The organism is Saccharothrix stipae, assembly GCF_054781895.1.
On record NZ_BAAGTN010000017.1, the window covers coordinates 1,033,618 to 1,051,803 of the forward strand.

General features: G+C 71.5%; 18 protein-coding genes. 7 read left to right on the forward strand and 11 right to left on the reverse strand.

Translation table 11 applies throughout. The features are described from left to right. Positions 1-36: 36 nt before the first annotated feature. The 3 genes from lysS (at position 37) to ACYVLT_RS33060 (ending at position 3,664) form a co-directional block, all read left to right on the forward strand. Entirely contained in the window at positions 37-1,548 is a 1,512-nt protein-coding gene (gene lysS, locus ACYVLT_RS33050; protein ID WP_461124045.1) for a lysine--tRNA ligase, read from the forward strand. 114 nt (positions 1,549-1,662) lie between these two features. After that, positions 1,663-2,010: a histone-like nucleoid-structuring protein Lsr2 gene (locus ACYVLT_RS33055; RefSeq protein ID WP_053715841.1), complete on the forward strand. Its 348-nt coding sequence runs from the start codon at positions 1,663-1,665 to the stop codon at positions 2,008-2,010. A 331-nt stretch (positions 2,011-2,341) separates the two neighbouring features. Then, positions 2,342-3,664, forward strand: a complete 1,323-nt coding sequence (locus ACYVLT_RS33060; protein ID WP_461124046.1) for a toll/interleukin-1 receptor domain-containing protein — start codon at positions 2,342-2,344, stop codon at positions 3,662-3,664. On the opposite strand, the gene ACYVLT_RS33065 is transcribed toward ACYVLT_RS33060, so the two are convergent. After that, the gene (locus ACYVLT_RS33065) at positions 3,661-4,461 is read right to left on the reverse strand and encodes a (2Fe-2S)-binding protein (protein ID WP_461124047.1); all 801 of its coding nucleotides are present in this window, start codon (positions 4,459-4,461) and stop codon (positions 3,661-3,663) included. The genes ACYVLT_RS33060 and ACYVLT_RS33065 overlap by 4 nt on opposite strands. A gap of 393 nt (positions 4,462-4,854) precedes the next feature. Between ACYVLT_RS33065 and ACYVLT_RS33070 the strand changes: the two genes are divergently transcribed. Beyond that, positions 4,855-7,413 (forward strand): ATP-dependent Clp protease ATP-binding subunit, encoded by a 2,559-nt coding sequence (locus tag ACYVLT_RS33070; protein WP_461124048.1) that lies wholly within the window; start codon positions 4,855-4,857, stop codon positions 7,411-7,413. Between the two features lie 99 nt (positions 7,414-7,512). Here ACYVLT_RS33070 and pcp read toward each other — a convergent pair whose 3' ends face one another. After that, complete coding sequence (gene pcp, locus ACYVLT_RS33075) at positions 7,513-8,145, reverse strand: pyroglutamyl-peptidase I (RefSeq protein WP_461124049.1); 633 nt, start codon at positions 8,143-8,145, stop codon at positions 7,513-7,515. Between the two features lie 18 nt (positions 8,146-8,163). Here pcp and ACYVLT_RS33080 point away from each other — a divergent pair, with 18 nt between their 5' ends. Continuing rightward, complete coding sequence (locus ACYVLT_RS33080) at positions 8,164-9,138, forward strand: endonuclease/exonuclease/phosphatase family protein (protein ID WP_461124050.1); 975 nt, start codon at positions 8,164-8,166, stop codon at positions 9,136-9,138. On the opposite strand, the gene ACYVLT_RS33085 is transcribed toward ACYVLT_RS33080, so the two are convergent. The 4 genes from ACYVLT_RS33085 to ACYVLT_RS33100 are packed head-to-tail and all read right to left on the reverse strand — an operon-like array spanning position 9,110 to position 12,398. After that, complete coding sequence (locus tag ACYVLT_RS33085) at positions 9,110-9,946, reverse strand: SIR2 family NAD-dependent protein deacylase (RefSeq protein ID WP_461124051.1); 837 nt, start codon at positions 9,944-9,946, stop codon at positions 9,110-9,112. The two genes, ACYVLT_RS33080 and ACYVLT_RS33085, sit on opposite strands and share 29 nt — an antisense overlap. A gap of 7 nt (positions 9,947-9,953) precedes the next feature. After that, a complete protein-coding gene (locus ACYVLT_RS33090) occupies positions 9,954-10,262 on the reverse strand; it encodes an antibiotic biosynthesis monooxygenase family protein (protein ID WP_461124052.1) in 309 nt (102 codons plus the stop codon). Positions 10,263-10,271: 9 nt separating this feature from the next. Continuing rightward, complete coding sequence (locus ACYVLT_RS33095; RefSeq protein WP_461124053.1) at positions 10,272-10,883, reverse strand: CGNR zinc finger domain-containing protein; 612 nt, start codon at positions 10,881-10,883, stop codon at positions 10,272-10,274. A 39-nt stretch (positions 10,884-10,922) separates the two neighbouring features. After that, positions 10,923-12,398, reverse strand: coding sequence for a M1 family metallopeptidase (locus ACYVLT_RS33100; protein ID WP_461124054.1), 1,476 nt, complete (start codon positions 12,396-12,398; stop codon positions 10,923-10,925). Between the two features lie 17 nt (positions 12,399-12,415). On the opposite strand from ACYVLT_RS33100, the gene ACYVLT_RS33105 reads away from it, so the two are divergent. Further along, on the forward strand, positions 12,416-13,162 hold the full coding sequence (locus ACYVLT_RS33105) for an alpha/beta fold hydrolase (protein WP_461124055.1): 747 nt from the start codon (positions 12,416-12,418) through the stop codon (positions 13,160-13,162). Here the strand turns inward: ACYVLT_RS33105 and ACYVLT_RS33110 are convergent. From ACYVLT_RS33110 to ACYVLT_RS33120, 3 genes are read right to left on the reverse strand one after another with little or no spacing between them, the layout of a single operon-like run. Next, positions 13,111-13,608, reverse strand: a complete 498-nt coding sequence (locus ACYVLT_RS33110; protein ID WP_461124056.1) for a 2'-5' RNA ligase family protein — start codon at positions 13,606-13,608, stop codon at positions 13,111-13,113. The two genes, ACYVLT_RS33105 and ACYVLT_RS33110, sit on opposite strands and share 52 nt — an antisense overlap. A 1-nt stretch (position 13,609) precedes the next feature. Continuing rightward, the gene (locus ACYVLT_RS33115; protein ID WP_461124057.1) at positions 13,610-14,479 is read right to left on the reverse strand and encodes an HhH-GPD family protein; all 870 of its coding nucleotides are present in this window, start codon (positions 14,477-14,479) and stop codon (positions 13,610-13,612) included. A gap of 44 nt (positions 14,480-14,523) precedes the next feature. Beyond that, positions 14,524-15,015 carry a beta-class carbonic anhydrase gene (locus tag ACYVLT_RS33120; protein ID WP_461124058.1) on the reverse strand — a complete coding sequence of 164 codons (492 nt, stop codon included), beginning with the start codon at positions 15,013-15,015 and terminating at the stop codon, positions 14,524-14,526. 140 nt (positions 15,016-15,155) lie between these two features. Between ACYVLT_RS33120 and ACYVLT_RS33125 the strand changes: the two genes are divergently transcribed. After that, positions 15,156-15,818, forward strand: a complete 663-nt coding sequence (locus tag ACYVLT_RS33125) for a hypothetical protein (protein WP_461124059.1) — start codon at positions 15,156-15,158, stop codon at positions 15,816-15,818. 100 nt (positions 15,819-15,918) lie between these two features. Here ACYVLT_RS33125 and ACYVLT_RS33130 read toward each other — a convergent pair whose 3' ends face one another. Beyond that, positions 15,919-17,022 (reverse strand): LacI family DNA-binding transcriptional regulator, encoded by a 1,104-nt coding sequence (locus ACYVLT_RS33130; RefSeq protein WP_360454255.1) that lies wholly within the window; start codon positions 17,020-17,022, stop codon positions 15,919-15,921. Positions 17,023-17,129: 107 nt separating this feature from the next. Then, positions 17,130-18,179: a LacI family DNA-binding transcriptional regulator gene (locus ACYVLT_RS33135; protein WP_461124060.1), complete on the reverse strand. Its 1,050-nt coding sequence runs from the start codon at positions 18,177-18,179 to the stop codon at positions 17,130-17,132. Between the last annotated feature and the right edge of the window lie 7 nt (positions 18,180-18,186).

Below are 18,186 nucleotides of genomic sequence, written 5' to 3' on the forward strand. Positions count from 1 at the left end.
CGATTTCCCGAGCGGTCTTTCCGTACTCTTCGTCGTGTGAGTGAGCAGCCAGCGACCGGTTCCGCGACCAGCGACGACGATCTCCCCGAGCAGCTGAGGGTGCGCCGGGAGAAGCGGGCGCGACTGCTGGAACGCGGCACCGATCCCTATCCGGTCGAAGTGCCCCGCACGCACACGTTGCGCGAGGTGCGCGAAGCGCATCAGGGCCTGGAACCGGACACGTCGACCGGTGATGTGGTCGGTGTGACGGGCCGGGTGATGTTCATCCGCAACACCGGCAAGTTGTGCTTCGCGACGCTGCGCGAGGGCGACGGCACCGAACTGCAGGCCATGCTGAGCCTGAACGGCGTGGGCGAGCAGGCGCTCGCCGAATGGAAGTCCGATGTCGACTTGGGCGACCACGTATTCGTGCACGGCGAGGTCATCACCTCCCGCCGGGGCGAACTGTCCGTGATGGCGGACCGGTGGTCGATGGCCGCGAAGGCGTTGCGCCCGCTGCCGGTCGCGCACAAGGAACTCGCCGAGGAAACCCGCATTCGCCAGCGGTACGTGGATCTGATCCTGCGGGAGCAGGCGCGGAACACGGTGCGCGACCGGGCCGCGGTGGTGCGCTCGTTGCGGGAGTCGTTCCACCGGCGCGGTTTCATCGAAGTCGAGACCCCGATGTTGCAGACGTTGCAGGGCGGCGCGACCGCCCGGCCGTTCGTGACCCGCTCGAACGCGCTCGACATCGACCTGTTCCTGCGGATCGCGCCGGAGCTGTACCTCAAGCGGTGCGTGGTCGGCGGTATCGAGAAGGTCTTCGAGATCAACCGCAACTTCCGCAACGAGGGCATGGACTCGTCCCATTCGCCCGAGTTCTCCATGCTGGAGTACTACGAGGCGTACGCCACCTACGACACGAACGCGGTGCTGACCCGCGAGCTGATCCAGGAAGCCGCGATGGCGGTGGCGGGTTCGCACGTGGTGACGTTGGCCGACGGTTCCGAGTACGACCTCGGCGGCGAGTGGACGACGTTGGGCATGTACGACTCGTTGTCCGGAGCGGCGGGCGAAGAAGTCACGCCCGAAACCACTCCGGAGCGGCTGCGCGAGCTCGCCGACAAGCACGGCCTGGAGACCGACCCGAAGCTCGGGCACGGCAAGCTGGTCGAGGAGCTGTGGGAGCACTTGGTCGGGGACGCCTTGCACGCGCCCACGTTTGTGCGCGATTTCCCGGTGGAGACCTCGCCGCTCACCCGTCAGCACCGCAGCCGGCCGGGGGTGGCCGAAAAGTGGGACCTCTACGTGCGGGGTTTCGAGTTGGCCACGGGATACTCGGAACTGGTGGACCCCGTGGTCGAGCGGGAGCGGTTGGAAGCCCAGGCCCGCCTTGGCGCCACCGGTGACGTCGAGGCCATGCCGGTCGACGAAGACTTTCTGCGATCACTGGAGTACGGAATGCCACCGTGCGGTGGTGTGGGAATGGGCATCGACCGGCTGCTGATGGCGCTCACGGGCCTCGGTATCCGGGAGACGATCCTGTTCCCCCTCGTGCGCCCGGAATGAGTAACTTCTCGGACTCCAGGCGGCGCATTCCGGTAGTTGTGCGCTAACCTGCACTCGCCAATGCTTTAGGTCGCGGTCGGGGAACACCGCGCATTCGAGTCCAGGAGGATACGCATGGCGCAGAAGGTCACCGTGACCCTGGTCGATGACCTGGACGGTGGGAAGGCGGAGGAGACGGTCGGCTTCGGATTGGACGGCGTGTCCTACGAGATCGACCTTTCCGCGAGCAATGCGGGCAGGCTCCGCGACGCTCTCGCCGACTTCGTCGCCAGTGCCCGCAAGGCGGGCGGCCGCAAGCGCGGCCCGGGTCGTCCGGCCGGTGTGAAGGCGGCGCGTCCGGCTTCGGCGGATCGCGAGCAGAACCAGGCCATTCGGGAGTGGGCGCGCAAGCAGGGGATGAAGGTGTCCGATCGTGGGCGCATCCCGGCCGAGGTGCTGGAGGCATACCACCAGCAGGGTTGATGTGGGCCGGCGTGAGTTGCCGGCACGAGTTGTCGCCGTGGTGCACGCCACGGCAATTACGTCAATCGACGAAGGGGCGCCGGATTCATCCGGCGCCCCTTCGGTTGTTTTTCGCAACCACTTCGGGCGCCCGCGTGTTTGAAGATCCATTCTCGGGGTCGGCCGGTGCGGATAGTGATCTTCGACTCGACCGTTCGGCGGCACGCCGCTCGCCGCGCGTCCCACCCCACCCCCGAGAGTCCTACCTCCAGAACGCGAGAGTCCTACGTTCAGCAGCGGTGAGTTCAACACTCAGGGCCGTCGGCCTGCGCGGGCAGGGGATCATGGGGCGGTGACCGAGGTCTTCCTCAGCTACAGCCGCAGGCAGCAGCCCTACGCCCGGGCCCTGGCGGGCCACCTGCGCGAGCGCGGCGTGCCGGTGTGGTTGGACGACGAGCTGATCAGCGGCGACCGGTGGGAACAGGTCATCAGGGACCGGATCGACGGGTGCGCGGCGCTGGTGGTGGTGATGACTCCGGACGCCGAGGAGTCGGCCTGGGTGCGGCGGGAGCTGTCCCGGGCGCAGGACCGCGGTAAAACGGTGTTCCCGCTGCTGCTGGAGGGCGAGGTGTTCTTCCGGCTGGCGGACGTGCAGGCCGAGGACGTCCGCGGCGGCGCAATGCCCGGCGACCGGTTCGTGGGGGCACTGCTGCGCCTGGTTGGGGTGCCGGAGGCCGGACCGGTGCTCCGGGTGAGGGCTCCGGCGGTGACCCGACCGGCGGACCTACCGGCGGCCAAGTCGGCGCCACACCTGGTGTGGACACTCGGCCCGCCCGGCGCGGCCGGCCGTGTGGTGTCCGTGGCGTTCCGCGCAGACGGGAAGCGGCTGCTCGCGGCGCACGGGGCCGGCCTGCTCTGCGAGTGGGACGTGGCGACTGGCCGGCTGCTCCACGACTGGCGGAACAAAGGTTTCCTCGGCTACGCCGAGTACGCCTTCGCCGGTCACATGGCGTTGTTCACCAAGCTGTGGTCGCAGTCGATGAACCGGGTCGTGCTCTGGGACGCCGAAGCCCGGGTGTTCGCCGAACGGCGGTTCAAGGAGGCGATCACGGGCGTGGCCTGGGATGGCCACACGGGCCGGTGCGTGGTGGTGAGCGGCGGGCACACGGTCACGGAGTGGTCGGTGCGGGGTACCGAGGCCGAGTGGCAGGCCGAGTACGCGTCGGTGCACGGCGCTTTCTACCGACCCGACCACGGGTTGTCGCTGGTCTCGACCTCCCGGCACGACCTGGTCGCGTGGGACGTGGCCACCGGGACCGAGTTGCTGCGCTGGGACCAGCCCAACGACTACCTGCGGTGCGACGACGGCCCGACGTGGTTGACGGCGGTCGGCGACCGCGAGGCGCGGATCTTCTCGCCGGCCGGCCGGCTGGAGCACCGGTGCGCCCTGCCGGCACACCCGCGTTGGCGTTGGCACCGGACGGACCCGCTGCGCCGGTGGCTCGCGGTGCCCGGTGAGGTCGACGCTGAGGTGCACCTGCTCTCGCTCGCCACCGGTGAGCTCCAGCACGCGCTGCGACACGGCTCACGGGTGAACCGGCCCGAGTTCTCGCCCGAGGGCTCGACCCTCGCCGTGGGTGACGACAAGGGGCAGGTGCACGTCTGGCGGCTCTAGCAGACGCGGGGGCAGGTGCCGCAGGCCTCGGCGTCGGGCAGCACGAAGTGGAAGCAGCAGCTCTCCCGGCGGCGGGTCCAGCCGGTGTCGGTGGCCTTCAGGGTGGACGCCGAGGTGAACGGGTCGAGCTTGGCCGGCAGCAGCAGCGCCGAGTCCATCACGCCCGCCGTCTCGTCACCGCACAGCTGGCCCACCGTCCACGCCGCGCTGTCCAGCGCGTCCGTCGCCGCCGCCCACAGCATCCGCCGTCCCAGCCGCACGGTCGGCCCGAACGCGCCCACGAACTGCGCGCTGTGCGCCGCGAAGCGGGCCCTCAACAACCCGGCCAACGCGGTCTCGTCGGCCACCACGGTCGCCGCCGGGTGGTTGCCGGCCGGGTCGTCGGGCAGGCACGCGAAGTCGTCGGTCAGCAACGCCACGCCGACCACGTGCGGCCGGCCACCGGGTGCCACCTTGATCGCCACGTCGGCCGGGCGCAGCGACGGCACCCGCCGCGCGGTGTGGAACAGCAGCCCGCCCAGCACGCCGACCACGTTGAGGTACCAGCTCATCACGTACCCGGCCGTCGTCCGGTCGGGCGCCTCGCCGTACTGCTCGGTCAGCCACTCCGCCAGCGCCTTGCGCCACGCGTCGAACCGCTCCGGCTCGCCGAGGAACTCCGAGCACGGCACCCAGTCGCCCCGGTCGGCAGGCAGGCCGAACCGCACCTCGAAGCCCTCGTACAGCGACACCCTCGCCAAGGACTGCGCGACGGGCGTCAGCACGTCGCACGCGGTCGTCCTCACCGGTACGGTCATGTCCAGAAGGTCCTCGTCGGTTCGAATGGGCCGAGTGGTCGAGCGGGTGCCGAGCGGGTCCGGCGGGTCGAGTGGTGCGGTTTGAGGCTTGCCTAACCTTACCGAGGTTCGCCTAACTTGCACGGCATCGGTGACCCCGGTCACCCCCGGTGTCGCCGAACGGTTGAATGTTCGCGCTCAGCGGACAACACCCGTTCCGTGGAATCTGCCTGGCAGATCACGCGTTGGTACCGATGTCAGAGATCCCCGAAGACGGCTGCCTGCGATCGGGAACTGAGAGTGTCGGGGCTGCCGACTACAGTGGTCCCACGGTGCCGCGCTCTCCAACGGTCAGCCAGACGGTCGGCCAGGGGTGAGCCCGAGGACCGCCGGCGCAGCAGTCAGGGAGTGCGAATGTTCGAAAGGTTCACCGACCGCGCGAGGCGGGTGGTTGTCCTGGCCCAAGAAGAGGCCCGGATGCTCAACCACAACTACATCGGCACCGAGCACATCCTCCTGGGGTTGATCCACGAGGGTGAAGGTGTCGCGGCCAAGGCGCTGGAGTCGTTGGGGATCGCGCTGGAGGGCGTCCGCCAGCAGGTCGAAGAGATCATCGGCCAGGGTCAGCAGGCCCCGTCCGGCCACATCCCCTTCACCCCGCGCGCCAAGAAGGTGCTGGAGCTGTCACTGCGCGAAGCGCTGCAGCTCGGGCACAACTACATCGGCACGGAGCACATCCTGCTCGGCCTGATCCGCGAGGGCGAGGGCGTCGCCGCGCAGGTGCTGGTCAAGCTCGGCGCGGACCTCAACCGGGTGCGCCAGCAGGTCCTCCAGCTCCTGTCCGGCTACTCCGGCGGCAAGGAGCCGACCGAGTCCGGCGGCCGCGGTGAGGGCACCCCGTCCTCGTCCCTGGTCCTCGACCAGTTCGGGCGCAACCTGACCGCCAGCGCGCGGGAGGGCAAGCTCGACCCGGTCATCGGGCGCACCAAGGAGATCGAGCGGGTCATGCAGGTGCTGTCCCGCCGCACCAAGAACAACCCGGTCCTGATCGGCGAGCCCGGCGTGGGCAAGACCGCCGTGGTCGAGGGCTTGGCCCAGATGGTGGTCAAGGGCGAGGTGCCCGAGACGCTGAAGGACAAGCAGCTCTACACGCTCGACCTGGGTTCGCTGGTGGCGGGCTCGCGCTACCGCGGTGACTTCGAAGAGCGCCTGAAGAAGGTGCTCAAGGAGATCCGCACGCGCGGCGACATCATCCTGTTCATCGACGAGATCCACACCCTCGTGGGCGCCGGCGCGGCCGAGGGCGCGATCGACGCCGCGTCGATCCTGAAGCCCATGCTGGCCCGCGGTGAGCTCCAGACCATCGGCGCGACCACGCTCGACGAGTACCGCAAGTACGTCGAGAAGGACCCCGCCCTGGAGCGCCGGTTCCAGCCGATCCAGGTCGGCGAGCCGTCGCTGGAGCACACGATCGAGATCCTCAAGGGTCTGCGGGACCGGTACGAGGCGCACCACCGCGTCTCCATCACCGACTCCGCGCTGGTCGCCGCCGCCACGCTGGCCGACCGGTACATCAACGACCGGTTCCTGCCGGACAAGGCGATCGACCTCATCGACGAGGCGGGCGCGCGGATGCGCATCCGCCGGATGACCGCGCCGCCGGACCTGCGCGAGTTCGACGAGAAGATCGCCGACGTGCGCCGGGACAAGGAGTCCGCGATCGACGCGCAGGACTTCGAGCGCGCCGCGAAGCTCCGCGACCAGGAGAAGACCCTGCTGGGCCAGAAGGCCGAGCGGGAGAAGCAGTGGAAGGACGGCGACCTCGACGTCGTCGCCGAGGTGGACGACGAGCAGATCGCCGAGGTGCTGGCGAACTGGACCGGCATCCCCGTGTTCAAGCTCACCGAGGAGGAGACCACGCGTCTGCTCCGCATGGAGGACGAGCTGCACAAGCGGATCATCGGCCAGGTCGACGCCGTCAAGGCGGTCAGCCAGGCGATCCGCCGCACGCGGGCGGGTCTGAAGGACCCGAAGCGCCCGTCGGGCTCGTTCATCTTCGCCGGCCCGTCCGGTGTCGGTAAGACCGAGCTGTCGAAGGCGCTGGCGAACTTCCTGTTCGGCGAGGACGACGCCCTGATCCAGATCGACATGGGCGAGTTCCACGACCGGTACACGGCGTCGCGCCTGTTCGGTGCCCCTCCCGGCTACGTCGGCTACGAAGAGGGCGGGCAGCTCACCGAGAAGGTGCGCCGCAAGCCGTTCTCCGTGGTGCTGTTCGACGAGATCGAGAAGGCGCACCAGGAGGTCTACAACACGCTGCTCCAGGTGCTGGAGGACGGCCGCCTGACCGACGGTCAGGGCCGGACGGTGGACTTCAAGAACACCGTCATCATCTTCACGTCCAACCTGGGCACGTCCGACATCAGCAAGGCCGTCGGCCTCGGCTTCACCTCGGGTCAGGACACCGCGTCCAACTACGAGCGCATGAAGAACAAGGTCAACGACGAGCTGAAGAAGCACTTCCGGCCCGAGTTCCTCAACCGCATCGACGACATCATCGTCTTCCACCAGCTCACGCAGGACGAGATCATCAAGATGGTGGACCTGATGATCGCCCGCGTCGAGACGCAGTTGAAGAACAAGGACATGGCGATCGAGCTCACGGATCGCGCGAAGATGCTGCTGGCCAAGCGCGGGTTCGACCCCGTGCTCGGCGCGCGGCCGCTGCGCCGCACGATCCAGCGCGAGATCGAGGACCAGCTGTCGGAGAAGATCCTGTTCGGGGAGATCCAGCCCGGCCAGATCATCATCACCGACGTCGAGGGCTGGGACGGCGAGAAGGAAGCCGACGACAAGGCGCACTTCACCTTCCGCGGCGAGACCAAGCCGCTGCGGGTGCCGGACGCCCCGCCGGTCGACCTCGCCACCTCCGGTGGCGACTTGGGCGGCGAGTCCGACTCCGAGTCCGCCTGACGCACGACTGACGAGACGCCCCCGGGTTCGCCCGGGGGCGTCTCGCGTGTCCGAGGTCGGTGCCGGGACGTGTCGGGGGCGTTGCGCGGGGACCGGGCGTCAGTGCAGGGTGCCCGCGGTGGTGCGCAGGTCGGCGGCGGTGGTCAGGGACGTGCGCACGATCACCTCCAGCGCCCGGGCCGTGGTGGCGACGGGCAGGCTGGGGTGCCGGCCGGTCGAGGCCTGCTCCGGTGCGAACGGCACGTGCACGAACCCGGCGCGCACACCGGGGTGCTCGGTCGCGACCAGGTGCATGAGGCCGTAGAACACGTGGTTGCACACGAACGTGCCCGCCGAGTGCGACACCGACGCCGGGATGCCCTCGGCTTCCAGCGCCGCCACGCACGCCTTCACCGGGAGGCCGGTGAAGTAGGCCGCCGGCCCGCCGGGGACCACCGGCTCGTCGATGGGCCGCGCGCCCGCGTTGTCCGGGATCCGGGCGTCGTCCAGGTTCACCGCGACGCGCTCCGGCGTGATCCCGGCCCGACCGCCGGCCTGGCCCACGCACACGGCCACGTCGTAGCGGCGGGCCGAGAGGGCCTCGCGCAACGCCGTGAGCGAATCGCCGAACACGCACGGCAGGCGCAACGTCGTCAGCCGGTAACCGTCCGGTCGCACCGCGTCGACCGCGTCCCACGACGGGTTGGTGTCCGCGCCGTCGAACGGCTCGAAGCCGGTCAGCAATACCTCCACTCGGGCAGACTAGATCCCGTGGTCGACATCGAGGAACGCCGCACCAGGCACAGGGGGATGACGTTCCTGCTGGTGGTGGCCGCCATCGCGTTCCTGCTCGCCGCGCTCACCCGGCTGCTGGGCATCGACGGCACCCGGCACATGGTCGCCACGACCGCCCTCACGCCCTACTTCACCGCGGCCGGGGTGGTGCTTGGGGCGCTCGCGCTGCTGCTGCGGCGTTGGGCGGTCGGCACGGTCACGTCGCTGGTCGCGATCGTGCTGGTGGCGGCGGTGGCGCCGCGGGCGTTCCCCGACTCGCGGCCGGTGGGCGTCGGGCAGGAGGTCACCGTCATGGCGGCGAACCTGCTGGTCGGCAGGGCCGAGGGGGAGGCCGTCGTGGCGGCGGTCAAGGCGCACGACGTCGACGTGCTGGCGTTGCAGGAGCTGACCCCGGAGATGGTGCGCGACCTCGACCGCGCGGGACTGGACGACGTGCTGCCCCACCGGCACTTCCTGGACGAGCCGGGCGGCTCCGGGTCCGGCATCGCGTCCCGCCACCCGGTGTTCCCGCGCACGCTGACGCCGCCGAGCACGTTGCGCCAGGCGGGCGCGCTGGTCGACCTGCCGGGTGCCGACGTGGAGGTCTTGTCGGTGCACCCGCTGCCACCGGTGGTCGACGCCGGGCCGGAGAAGTGGCAGCGGGACATGGCCGGCTTGCCGGAGCGGGTGCTGGACGGGCCGGTGCGGGTGCTCGCGGGCGACTTCAACGCCACCCTGGACCACGTGGGCCTGCGCCGGCTGCTCAACGGCGGTTACGTCGACGCCGCCGACCAGGTCGGCGCGGGCCTGGACCCGACCTGGCCGTCCGACGGCGTGCTGTGGCCGCCGCCGGTGGCCATCGACCACGTGCTGGTGGACGACCGGTGCCCGGTGGACACCTTCGCCGTGGTCGACATCCCGGGCTCCGACCACCGGGCCGTCGTCACCCGGTTCGTCGTGCCGGCCCGATGATCGCGTCCAGCGCGGTGATCGCTTCGAGCGCGCCCATCGGCAGCGACACCCCGTGCCCGTGCCGGACCTGCGGCTCACGCGGGTTGATCCGGATCAGCGCGCCGGACGCGGCGGCGGCCAGTTCGGCCTGACGGCGCACGGTCGGCACGGCGAGGCCGGCGCCGAGTTCGAGCACGACGAGACCCCGCCGCTCCTGGGTCCGCCGCCCCTGGGCCCGCCGCCACTGGGCGAGCGCGTCCAACGCCCGGCGCGACGGCCCGTCCACCCACGACCAGTCGCCGAACATGAGGATGTTCGGCCGGGCCAGGCCACCGCAGTTGCGGCACGACGGCAGCGGTCCGGTCGCGCGCATCGTCTCCGGGTCCACGTCGACCACGACGTCGTCGGCGGGCCACACGTCGTCCGTGCAGGGCCGCACGCACTGGAGGTGGTGGATCGAGCCGTGCACCTCGGCCACGTCGGCGAACCCGGCCCGCTGGAACTGGCCGTCCACGTTCGACGTGAACACCCGCGCGCCCCACTCCCGGAGCACGCGGAAGCCGTCGTGCGGCACCGTGCGCCGGTAGAGGTCGAGCCGGTGCCCGTAGAAGCCCCACGCGAGCGCGGGGTCCGCCGCGAAGTGCGCCGGGTCGGCGAGCTCCTCGAACCGCAGCCCCAGCCGCGCGTAGGGCGGGTAGGCCTGCCAGAACCCGGTGGCGCCGCGGAAGTCGGGCAGGCCCGAGTCGACGCCCATCCCGGCGCCCGCGCACACCAGCAGCGCGTCGGCGTCCTCGATCAGCTCCGCCGCGCGGTCGAGCGCCTGGTCCACCCCGGCGTTACTTCTTCGGCGCGGAGCTGAGCACGACCTCGAACTCCAGCAGGTCCGACCCGGTGCCCACCGGCTTGGCCCGCTCGCCCGAGTGGGCCTCCTTGGCCCGGCCGCCCATCCAGTGCTGGAAGTCCTCCTCGGTCTCCCACTGGGTCACCACGAAGTACCGGTCGTCGCCCTTGACCGGCCGCAGGAGCTGGAAGCCGAGGAAACCGGGTTCGGAGTCGACCGCGCCGAGCCGTGCGGCGAACCGCTTCTCCAACTCCGGGCCCGAGCCGTCGGGCACGTGGATCGCATTGATCTTCACAACCGCCATGCCCCGACGTTACTGCGCCCCGGCCGGTTCCGTCTCGTGGCGGGCCCGGTGGGCGCGGACCTTGTGCCTGTTGCCGCAGCGCTCCATCGAGCACCAGCGGCGGTTGCCGGACCGCGAGGTGTCCAGGAACAGCAGCTCGCAGGTGGAGGACGAGCACTCGCGCACACCGCCCCGGGCCACCAGCTCGACCGCGTCACGGGCCGCCGCGCCGAGCACCTGGGCGCCGGTGATGGGCGCCGCCCACGCCAGCGCCCGGGTCCGGGGGTCGAGCACCGGCCGGGGCGTCTCGGCGGTGGCCGCGTTGAGCACGTCCAGGTCGGCCGGCGGGATCCCGGTGCCACGGGCCATGGCCTGCGCAACCCGCCAGAACGCGTCGCGCAGCTCCTTCACGGCGTCCAGCTCGGCTTCGGTGACGCGCACGTCGGCCGGGGTGAACGGCGCGGTCGCGGCCAGGCGCGAGGAGGCCAGCCAGTGCGCCAGGTCATCCGGCGCGTGCAGCACCTCGTACCGCCGGTACTCACCCGGACCGCCGCTGACCAGCAGCTCCAGCGCGAAGCTGCCGGGGTCGAAGCGGAACCGCTGCCCGTCGTGGGCGGTCAGCGTCCTCGTCCACGTGGTCACGTAACCACTGTAGTCGGTTTCGCTAACCGGCTGAGCCGGTTACCGGCGCAGCGGGCCCGGGTACAGGTAGTCGTCGGCGGGCACCTCGTCGCCCCGGAACCACGCGCCGAAGAAGCCGTCCAGGTCCTGCCCCGACAGCTGCTCCACGTGCGCCTCGAACTCCGGCCACGACGCGTTGCCGTCCCGGTTCGCGGCCGTCCAGTCCTTGAGCACGCGGTCGAACGCCGGGTCGCCGATCTGGCGGCGCAACGCGTGCAGCGCGAGCTGGCCCTTGTCGTAGACGCCGCGGAACTCGTTGCCCCGGCCCATGTCGTAGAGCTTGCGGCCCCAGTACGTGTCGCGGTCGGCGACCCGCTCGACCTCGGCGAGGTACCGGGCGTCCAGGTCGGCGCCGTCCTTCGCCTCGGCCCACAGCCACTGGGCGTAGGAGGCGAAGCACTCGTTCAGGCAGATGTCGGCCCAGTTCTCCAGGCTGACCGAGTCGCCGAACCACTGGTGCGCGTTCTCGTGCACCACGGTGTCGAGGTCGGCCCACCCGGCGTAGATGGGTCGGGTCTGGGTCTCCAGCGAGAAGCCGATGTCGTCGGCCAGGAAGATCCCGCCCGCCGACGAGAACGGGTAGGGCCCGAACTTCTCCGCCAGGAACGCGAGCACCTCGGGCAACCGCTGCTGGTGCACGCGGCCGTCCTGCGCGCCCGGCGCGTAGGCGTCCACCACGGGCGTGCCGTCGGGCAGCGTGGACCGCTCGACGGTCCACCGGTCGATCGCGATCGTGGTCAGGTAGGTGGCCATCGGCTGCTCGGCGACCCAGCGGAACGACGTCCAGCCGTCGGCGGTGGTCGAGCCCTGCTCGACGCCGTTGGAGATCACCGACCAGCCCGCCGGCACGCGGGCGGTCAGCGCGAACGACGCCTTGTCGCGCGGGGTGTCGTTGGCCGGGAACCAGGTGGTCGCCGAGTGCGGCTCGCCCGCCGCGAACGCGCCGCCGGTCGAGGAGACCTGCCAGCCGCTGCGGCCCAGCGCGCGGTCCTCGAACAGGGTCGGCTCGCCGCCGTACCGGACGGTGGTGGTGAACTCCTCGCCGTTCGCCAGGGGTGCGGCGGGCGTGACGACCAGCTCGTGGTCGCCCTCCTGGCCGAATTCGGCCGCCTGCTCGCGCACGTCCACGCCGGTCACCTCGAGCGCGTACAGGTCGAGGTTGAACCGGGTCAGGTCGGCGGTCGCCCTGGCGGTGATGCGGGCGACCCCGTCCAGCCGCCTGGTCGCCGGGTCGTAGGTGACCGACACGTCGTAGCCGCTGACGTCGTAACCGGTGTTGCCGTCGCGCGGGTAGTACGCGTCGCCCGCGCCGTCGCCACCCTCGGCGTCCACCACCGGGGGCGTGGTCGCCGCCGCCGACGCCGCGGCCTGCTGGTCCGCCCGGTCCCGGGGCAGCTTCGCCACCACGATCCCGGCCACCACCAGCACCACGATGACGACGATCAGGTACGGGCGCGCCTTGGAGCTGATGGCCATGCCGACATGATGCACGCATGAGCGTTGCGGAGTTCGGGGGATCGGGGCAGGGCATCCTGCTGCTCCACGGCCTGATGAGCCGGGCGAGCACGTGGTGGACGGTGGCGCAGTGGCTCAAGTCCTACGGACGGGTGGTCGCGCCGGACGCGCGCGGGCACGGCCGCAACCCCGTGCGGGGGCCGTTCCGGACCGAGGACTTCGTCGCCGACGCGGTCGACGTGATCGAGCGGCACGACCTCGCGCCCGCCGTGGTGATCGGGCACTCCATGGGTGGGCTGCACGCCTGGGCGCTCGCCGCGACCCGGCCCGACCTGGTGCGCGCGGTCGTGGCGGAGGACGTGGTGCCGGACAACCGCGGTCGCACGGTCGACGAGTGGCGGTGGTACTTCGACACGTGGCCGCCCGCGTTCGAGTCCCTGGCGCACGTGCGGACGGTGGTGGACGTGCCGCGGGTGGAGGAGATGTTCGAGGAGCGCGAGGACGGCTGGCACCTCATCGCCCACCTGTCCGACCTGTACGAGATCGCCACCGAGTGGGGCGAGCGGGCGTACTGGGACTTCGTGGACGCCATCCGGTGCCCGATGCTGGTGGTCGAGGCCGGGTTGGGCGGGCTGCGCGCGGGGCAGATGGCCGAGGTGGCGCGGCGGACCGGTGCGACGCACCTGGTGGTGCCGGAGTCCGGGCACGTCGTGCACGACCTGGCGCCGGAGGTCTACCGGGGCGCGGTGGAGGCGTTCCTGAGCGGGTCGATCCCGCCGGACTGAGTGTCCACGATCGCCATCTCGCGGGTCTTCGCGCGGATCGGCGCGATCGGGTGCAGCTCGGCGAAGGCGGCCTTGACGTCGGCTTCCTCGCCGTCGACCAGCGTGCAGTGCGGCACCCAGTTGCCCGGCAGGTGCTGGGCGTTGGGGTGCTTCACCCGGCCCGCGAGCACGTCGTGCACGGCCGAGTGCACGGCCAGCAGCTCGCCGTCCACGACCGCGCCGAGCTGGAGGCGGTTCTCCGTGGCGCTGAGGGTGTGCAGCCAGACGTCGGGCAGCCACAGCCGGGACAGGTCCTCGCGCAGCTCGGCGCGCACCTTCGGGCCGATCGTGCCCGCCGCCGCGTAGGTCAGGTGCGGCGGCAGCTCGAACCGCGCGCCGATCCGCCGCCACAGGGTCCGCACCGCCTGGTCGGCCTCGGCGTCGAAGAACACCACCAGCGCGTGCACGTCAGTGCTCCCCGGGCAGCGCGAACAGGCCCTCGCGGGTCTGCTCGACCAGGCCGTCGACCAGCAGCGAGTGCAGGCACCGGTCCCGCTGGCCCGCGTCCGACCAGACCAGGTCCAGCCTGGACTTGGCGACGGGTTCGCTGGTGCCGCGCAGCACGTCCAGCAGCAGGCCGCGCACCTGCCGGTCGGTGCCCGCGAACCGCTGCACGACCTTGGCCGGGCCGTCGTACGCCGGACGACCGCCCCGCTGCCACGCGCAGGCGTCGAACACCGGGCAGTCGGCGCACTTCGGCGCGCGGGCCGTGCAGACGAGCGCGCCCAGCTCCATCAGCGCGGCCGAGTAGACGGCGGCGTGCTCGTCGGGCAGGAGGGCTTCGACGTCCCTCATGTCCTTGGTGGTGGACGGCGGGCCCGCGTCACCCGCGCCGTGCACGGCCCGGGCCACCACCCGGCGGACGTTCGTGTCCACCACCGGGCACTTCTGGCCGTAGGCGAAGGCGGCGACCGCCCGTGCCGTGTACGCGCCGATGCCCGGCAGGGCGAGGAGCGTGTCCACGTCGCTCGGGACGACGTCGTCGTGCTGCTCGGCGATGGCCTGCGCGGCGGCGTGCAGCCGGAGGGCGCGGCGCGGGTAGCCGAGCTTGCCCCAGGCGCGCAGCACCTCGCCCTGGGTCGCGCCCGCCATCGCCGACGGGGTCGGCCACCGGGCCAGCCACTCGTGCCAGATCGGCTCGACCCGGGCCACCGGGGTCTGCTGCAGCATGATCTCGCTGACCAGCACGCCCCAGGCGGTGCACTCCGGCCGTCGCCAGGGCAGGTCGCGGGCGGTGTCGGCGAACCAGTCGAGGAGGAGCTCGGCGTCCAGGCTCATAGCGCCGCACAGTCTTCCACGACCGGTCCGCCGGCCACCGCCGGTCAGACGACTTCGGTGAGCTCGCCCGTGTGCACGTCGTAGACGAAGCCGCGCACGTTGTCGCGGTGCGGCAGGAAGGCGCTGCGCCGGACCCGGTTCATCGAGCCGCGCACGCTGTCCTTGACCTCGCGGAACGCCTCGACCGACCAGGTCGGGCGCAGGCCGGAGTCCCGTTCCAGCTCGTCCTTGAAGTCGTCCTCGGTGACCAGCTGGAGGCCGCAGTTGGTGTGGTGGACCAACAGCACCTCGCGGGTGCCCAGCTTGCGCTGACTCAGCGCCAGGGAGCGGATCATGTCGTCGGTGACGACGCCGCCCGCGTTGCGCAGCACGTGCGCCTCACCCTGCTGGAGGCCGAAGATCTCGAACACCCGGATGCGGGAGTCCATGCAGGTCAGGATCGCCACCTGCATCGAAGGGCGCGGCGACGATCGGTCGCCGGGCACGATGTTGCCCAGTTCGGCGTTGCGGTGGAGCAGCTCGTCGATCGCGGTCATCGCACACCTCCCGTGTTTCCCCCGGATTGGAACCCGAGTCCCGGATGCCGGCAAGCGGATCGGGGCGAACCTCACGTCCACCCCATCGGGTGACCGACGCCTACCGGGGTATTCCAGGCGACCGGGCTACCTTCGAGCGCGTGATCGACTCCACGGGCCCGCGGCCGCGGTCGGTGTACTGGCGGCGTCGTGCGCTGGCCGTCACCGGTTCCGCGGTCGCGCTGGTCCTGGTGGTCTGGCTGGTCGGCGCGCTGATCGGGCACGGCGACCCGGCGCCGGTGGCGGCGCAGCCCTCGTCCAGCCCGCCCGAGCCGGCGCGGACCCCGGTGGTCACGTCGTCGTCCTCGACCACGCCGCCTCCGCCGCCCGCTCCCGTCGAGCCGCCGAAGCCGACTTTGCCACCGGGTCCCCCGCCGGCGTGCGAGGACGCCCAGGTGGCCGTGGCGGCGGAGGTGGACCCGGTGGCAACGCCCGCCGGCCGGCCCGTGCGGTTCACCATCGCGGTGTCCAACACCGGCCCGCTGCCGTGCGCCAAGGAGATCGGCCGCCGGGTGCGGGAGCTGGTGGTCACGAGCGCGGACGGCGTGACGCGGCTGTGGTCGAGCAACGACTGCTTCGTCACCGAGGGCTCGGAGGTGCGGGTGATGCAGCCGGGGGAGCGGTTCACCTACGGCCTGCAGTGGACGGGCGGCACGTCGGAACCGGGCTGCCGCAAGCACGGCCGGCTGGGTGCGGGCGACTACCTGCTCACCGCCCTGGTGGCGGGCAAGGCGAGCAACCCGGTCATCTTCCGCGTCACGTGACTTCGGACAGAGCAGGGGTCCCCCGGGCGGGGGACCCCTGCAGTGCGTTCGAGAGCGGTGGGGTGGGGTTCGGCCGGTGGTGGTCAGGCCGGGCCGCGGGTCACGGGCCGAACCAGCGTTCCTCCGCCGTGCCGCGCGGTGAGGCGGCGGTGGTGCCCAGGACCAGTTCGGTGGACAGGGTGACGGCCCGGGGGCGGGTGCGTTCGGCCGAGTCGAGCAGCAGCTTGCCCGCCGCGCGACCCTTCTCCAGGACCGGCTGGCGGACCGTGGTGAGGCCGGCCGCCTCGGCCTCGCGGATGCCGTCGAAGCCGGTGACGGTGATGTCGGTCGGCACGCGCAGACCCCGCCGCTGGACCTCGCCGAGCGCGCCGAGGGCCAGTATGTCCGACGTGCAGATCAGCGCGGTGATCTGCGGGTCGCGCTCCAGCACCTGCGCCGCCGCCGACGCGCCGGACGCCATGGTGTGGTCGAACCGCTCCGCGACCGGCACGGTGGCCCAGTCCACGCCGACCGACGCGAACGCCTGCGCCAGCCCCGCCAACCGGGCCCGCTGCACGTGGAAGTGCGCCGCCTGCTGCCGTTCCGGCGTCACGAAGTCGTCGTTGCGGTCACGGGCCAGCCGCATGCACACCACGCCGACCCGCCGGTGCCCCAACGAGATCAGGTGCTGGGCCAACGCGTGCATGGCCGCTTGGTCGTCGATGCCGACGCGGTCGACGTTGCCGAGGTCGGGCTGGTCGCACACGACGGTCGGCACGGGCCGCTCCAGCACCGCCGCCAGGTGCGGGTCGTCGTCGGGCACCGAGTACACGACGAAACCGTCCACACCGGCCCGGTGCACGGCCGCCACGTCCTCGCGCTCGGGGTTCGCCGGCACGAGCAGCAGCCCGGTCCCGGCGTCCTCGCAGGCGAGCGCCAACCCCTCCAGGAACCCGATCGCCGCCGGGTCGCGGAACGCGTAGGACAGGTTCTCGGTGAGCAGCAGGCCCACCGCACCGGCCTTCCTGGTCCGCAGTGACCGGGCCACCGGGTCGGGCCCCGGGTACCCGAGTCGTCTCGCTGTCTCCAACACCCGGCGTCGCAGCTCTGGCGAGAGCTGGTCGGGACGGTTGTACGCGTTGGACACCGTTGTCCGGGAAACACCCAGCTCCGCCGCCAGTGAGGCGAGCGTCGCGGGGCGTCGCACATGCATCGACCGCGCCATGAAGTGACCGTAACGGTTCAGAACCAATTACAGAAGTGGGGGTGACCGGCGTCCCTCCAAAATCTCATCAGTGCAGATGAGATGGGGTTACCTCAGGGTACAATGGTCTAAACCAATGAGGCCTTCGCGGACGACTCGCGCACCACCAACCGGGGTCGGAAAACGCGCGTGTAATTGCCCGCCGGACGCCTGCGCCGATCCGGGTCGAGCCGGTGCACCAACTCGTCCACGGCCGCCGCCGCCATCTCCTCGATCGGCTGCGCCAGCGTGGTCAACGACGGCGAGCAGTACGACGCCAGCGGGATGTCGTCGAACCCCACCACGGACAGGTCGCGCGGCACGGTCAGCCCGCGCCGGTGCGCCTCCCGCAGCACACCGATCGCCATGTGGTCGGACGAGCAGATCACCGCCGTCGGCCGCACGGTGTCCAGCAACGCCGACACCGCCCGGGCTCCGCCCTCGGGCCCGAACGGCGCGTGCGCCACGAAGTCCGACGTCGCGGGCAGCCCGTCCTCCTCCATCGCCGCCGCCCACCCGGCCCGCTTGAGCCGCGACGGCAACGACCGCGCGGGCCCCGAGACGAACCCGATCCGCCGGTGCCCCAGCTCCACCAGGTGCCTGGTCGCGGCGTACCCGGCGTGCTGCTCGTCCACGGTCACGTCCGGCACGTCCAGCGACGGCGTGGCCCCGTTGACGAACACCATGTGCACGCCGTCGGCCAGCAGCTTCGCGTAGTACGACGGCCGCGGCGCCTGGCCGAGCGGCACCTCGACGTTGGTGATCTCCGGCGACACGAACACCATGCCCTCGACGCCGCGCGCGAGGAGCATCCGCACGTACTCCTCCTCGCCCATCGCGCCGGCACCGGTCGCCCGCGTGTTGCACAGCAGCGAGGAGTACCCCAGTCGCGCGGCACGCACCTCCAGCGCCTCGGCGAACGCCGGGAACACCGGGTTCGACAGCTCCGGCACGAGCAGCCCGATCACGCCGGTCCGCTGCAGGGCGCCCAACCCGCGCGGGGTGTAAGGCATTTCCGCAAGCACCGCGAGCACGCGCTGGCGCGTCTCGTCGTTCACGCCCGCCCGGCGGTTGAGCACCCGGCTGACCGTGGAGATGCTCACCCCGGCTGCCCTGGCGATCTCGGACAGACCGGACACCATGCCT

Bases quoted from the DNA above. Each gene is read 5' to 3' on its own strand.
- ACYVLT_RS33065 (WP_461124047.1), bottom strand. From the start codon at position 4,461: ATGACCGTACCGGTGAGGACGACCGCGTGCGACGTGCTGACGCCCGTC.
- ACYVLT_RS33100 (WP_461124054.1), bottom strand. From the start codon at position 12,398: ATGGCCATCAGCTCCAAGGCGCGCCCGTACCTGATCGTCGTCATCGTG.
- ACYVLT_RS33070 (WP_461124048.1), top strand. From the start codon at position 4,855: ATGTTCGAAAGGTTCACCGACCGCGCGAGGCGGGTGGTTGTCCTGGCC.
- ACYVLT_RS33055 (WP_053715841.1), top strand. From the start codon at position 1,663: ATGGCGCAGAAGGTCACCGTGACCCTGGTCGATGACCTGGACGGTGGG.
- ACYVLT_RS33105 (WP_461124055.1), top strand. From the start codon at position 12,416: ATGAGCGTTGCGGAGTTCGGGGGATCGGGGCAGGGCATCCTGCTGCTC.
- ACYVLT_RS33120 (WP_461124058.1), bottom strand. From the start codon at position 15,015: ATGACCGCGATCGACGAGCTGCTCCACCGCAACGCCGAACTGGGCAAC.
- ACYVLT_RS33090 (WP_461124052.1), bottom strand. From the start codon at position 10,262: ATGGCGGTTGTGAAGATCAATGCGATCCACGTGCCCGACGGCTCGGGC.
- ACYVLT_RS33130 (WP_360454255.1), bottom strand. From the start codon at position 17,022: ATGGCGCGGTCGATGCATGTGCGACGCCCCGCGACGCTCGCCTCACTG.
- ACYVLT_RS33115 (WP_461124057.1), bottom strand. From the start codon at position 14,479: ATGAGCCTGGACGCCGAGCTCCTCCTCGACTGGTTCGCCGACACCGCC.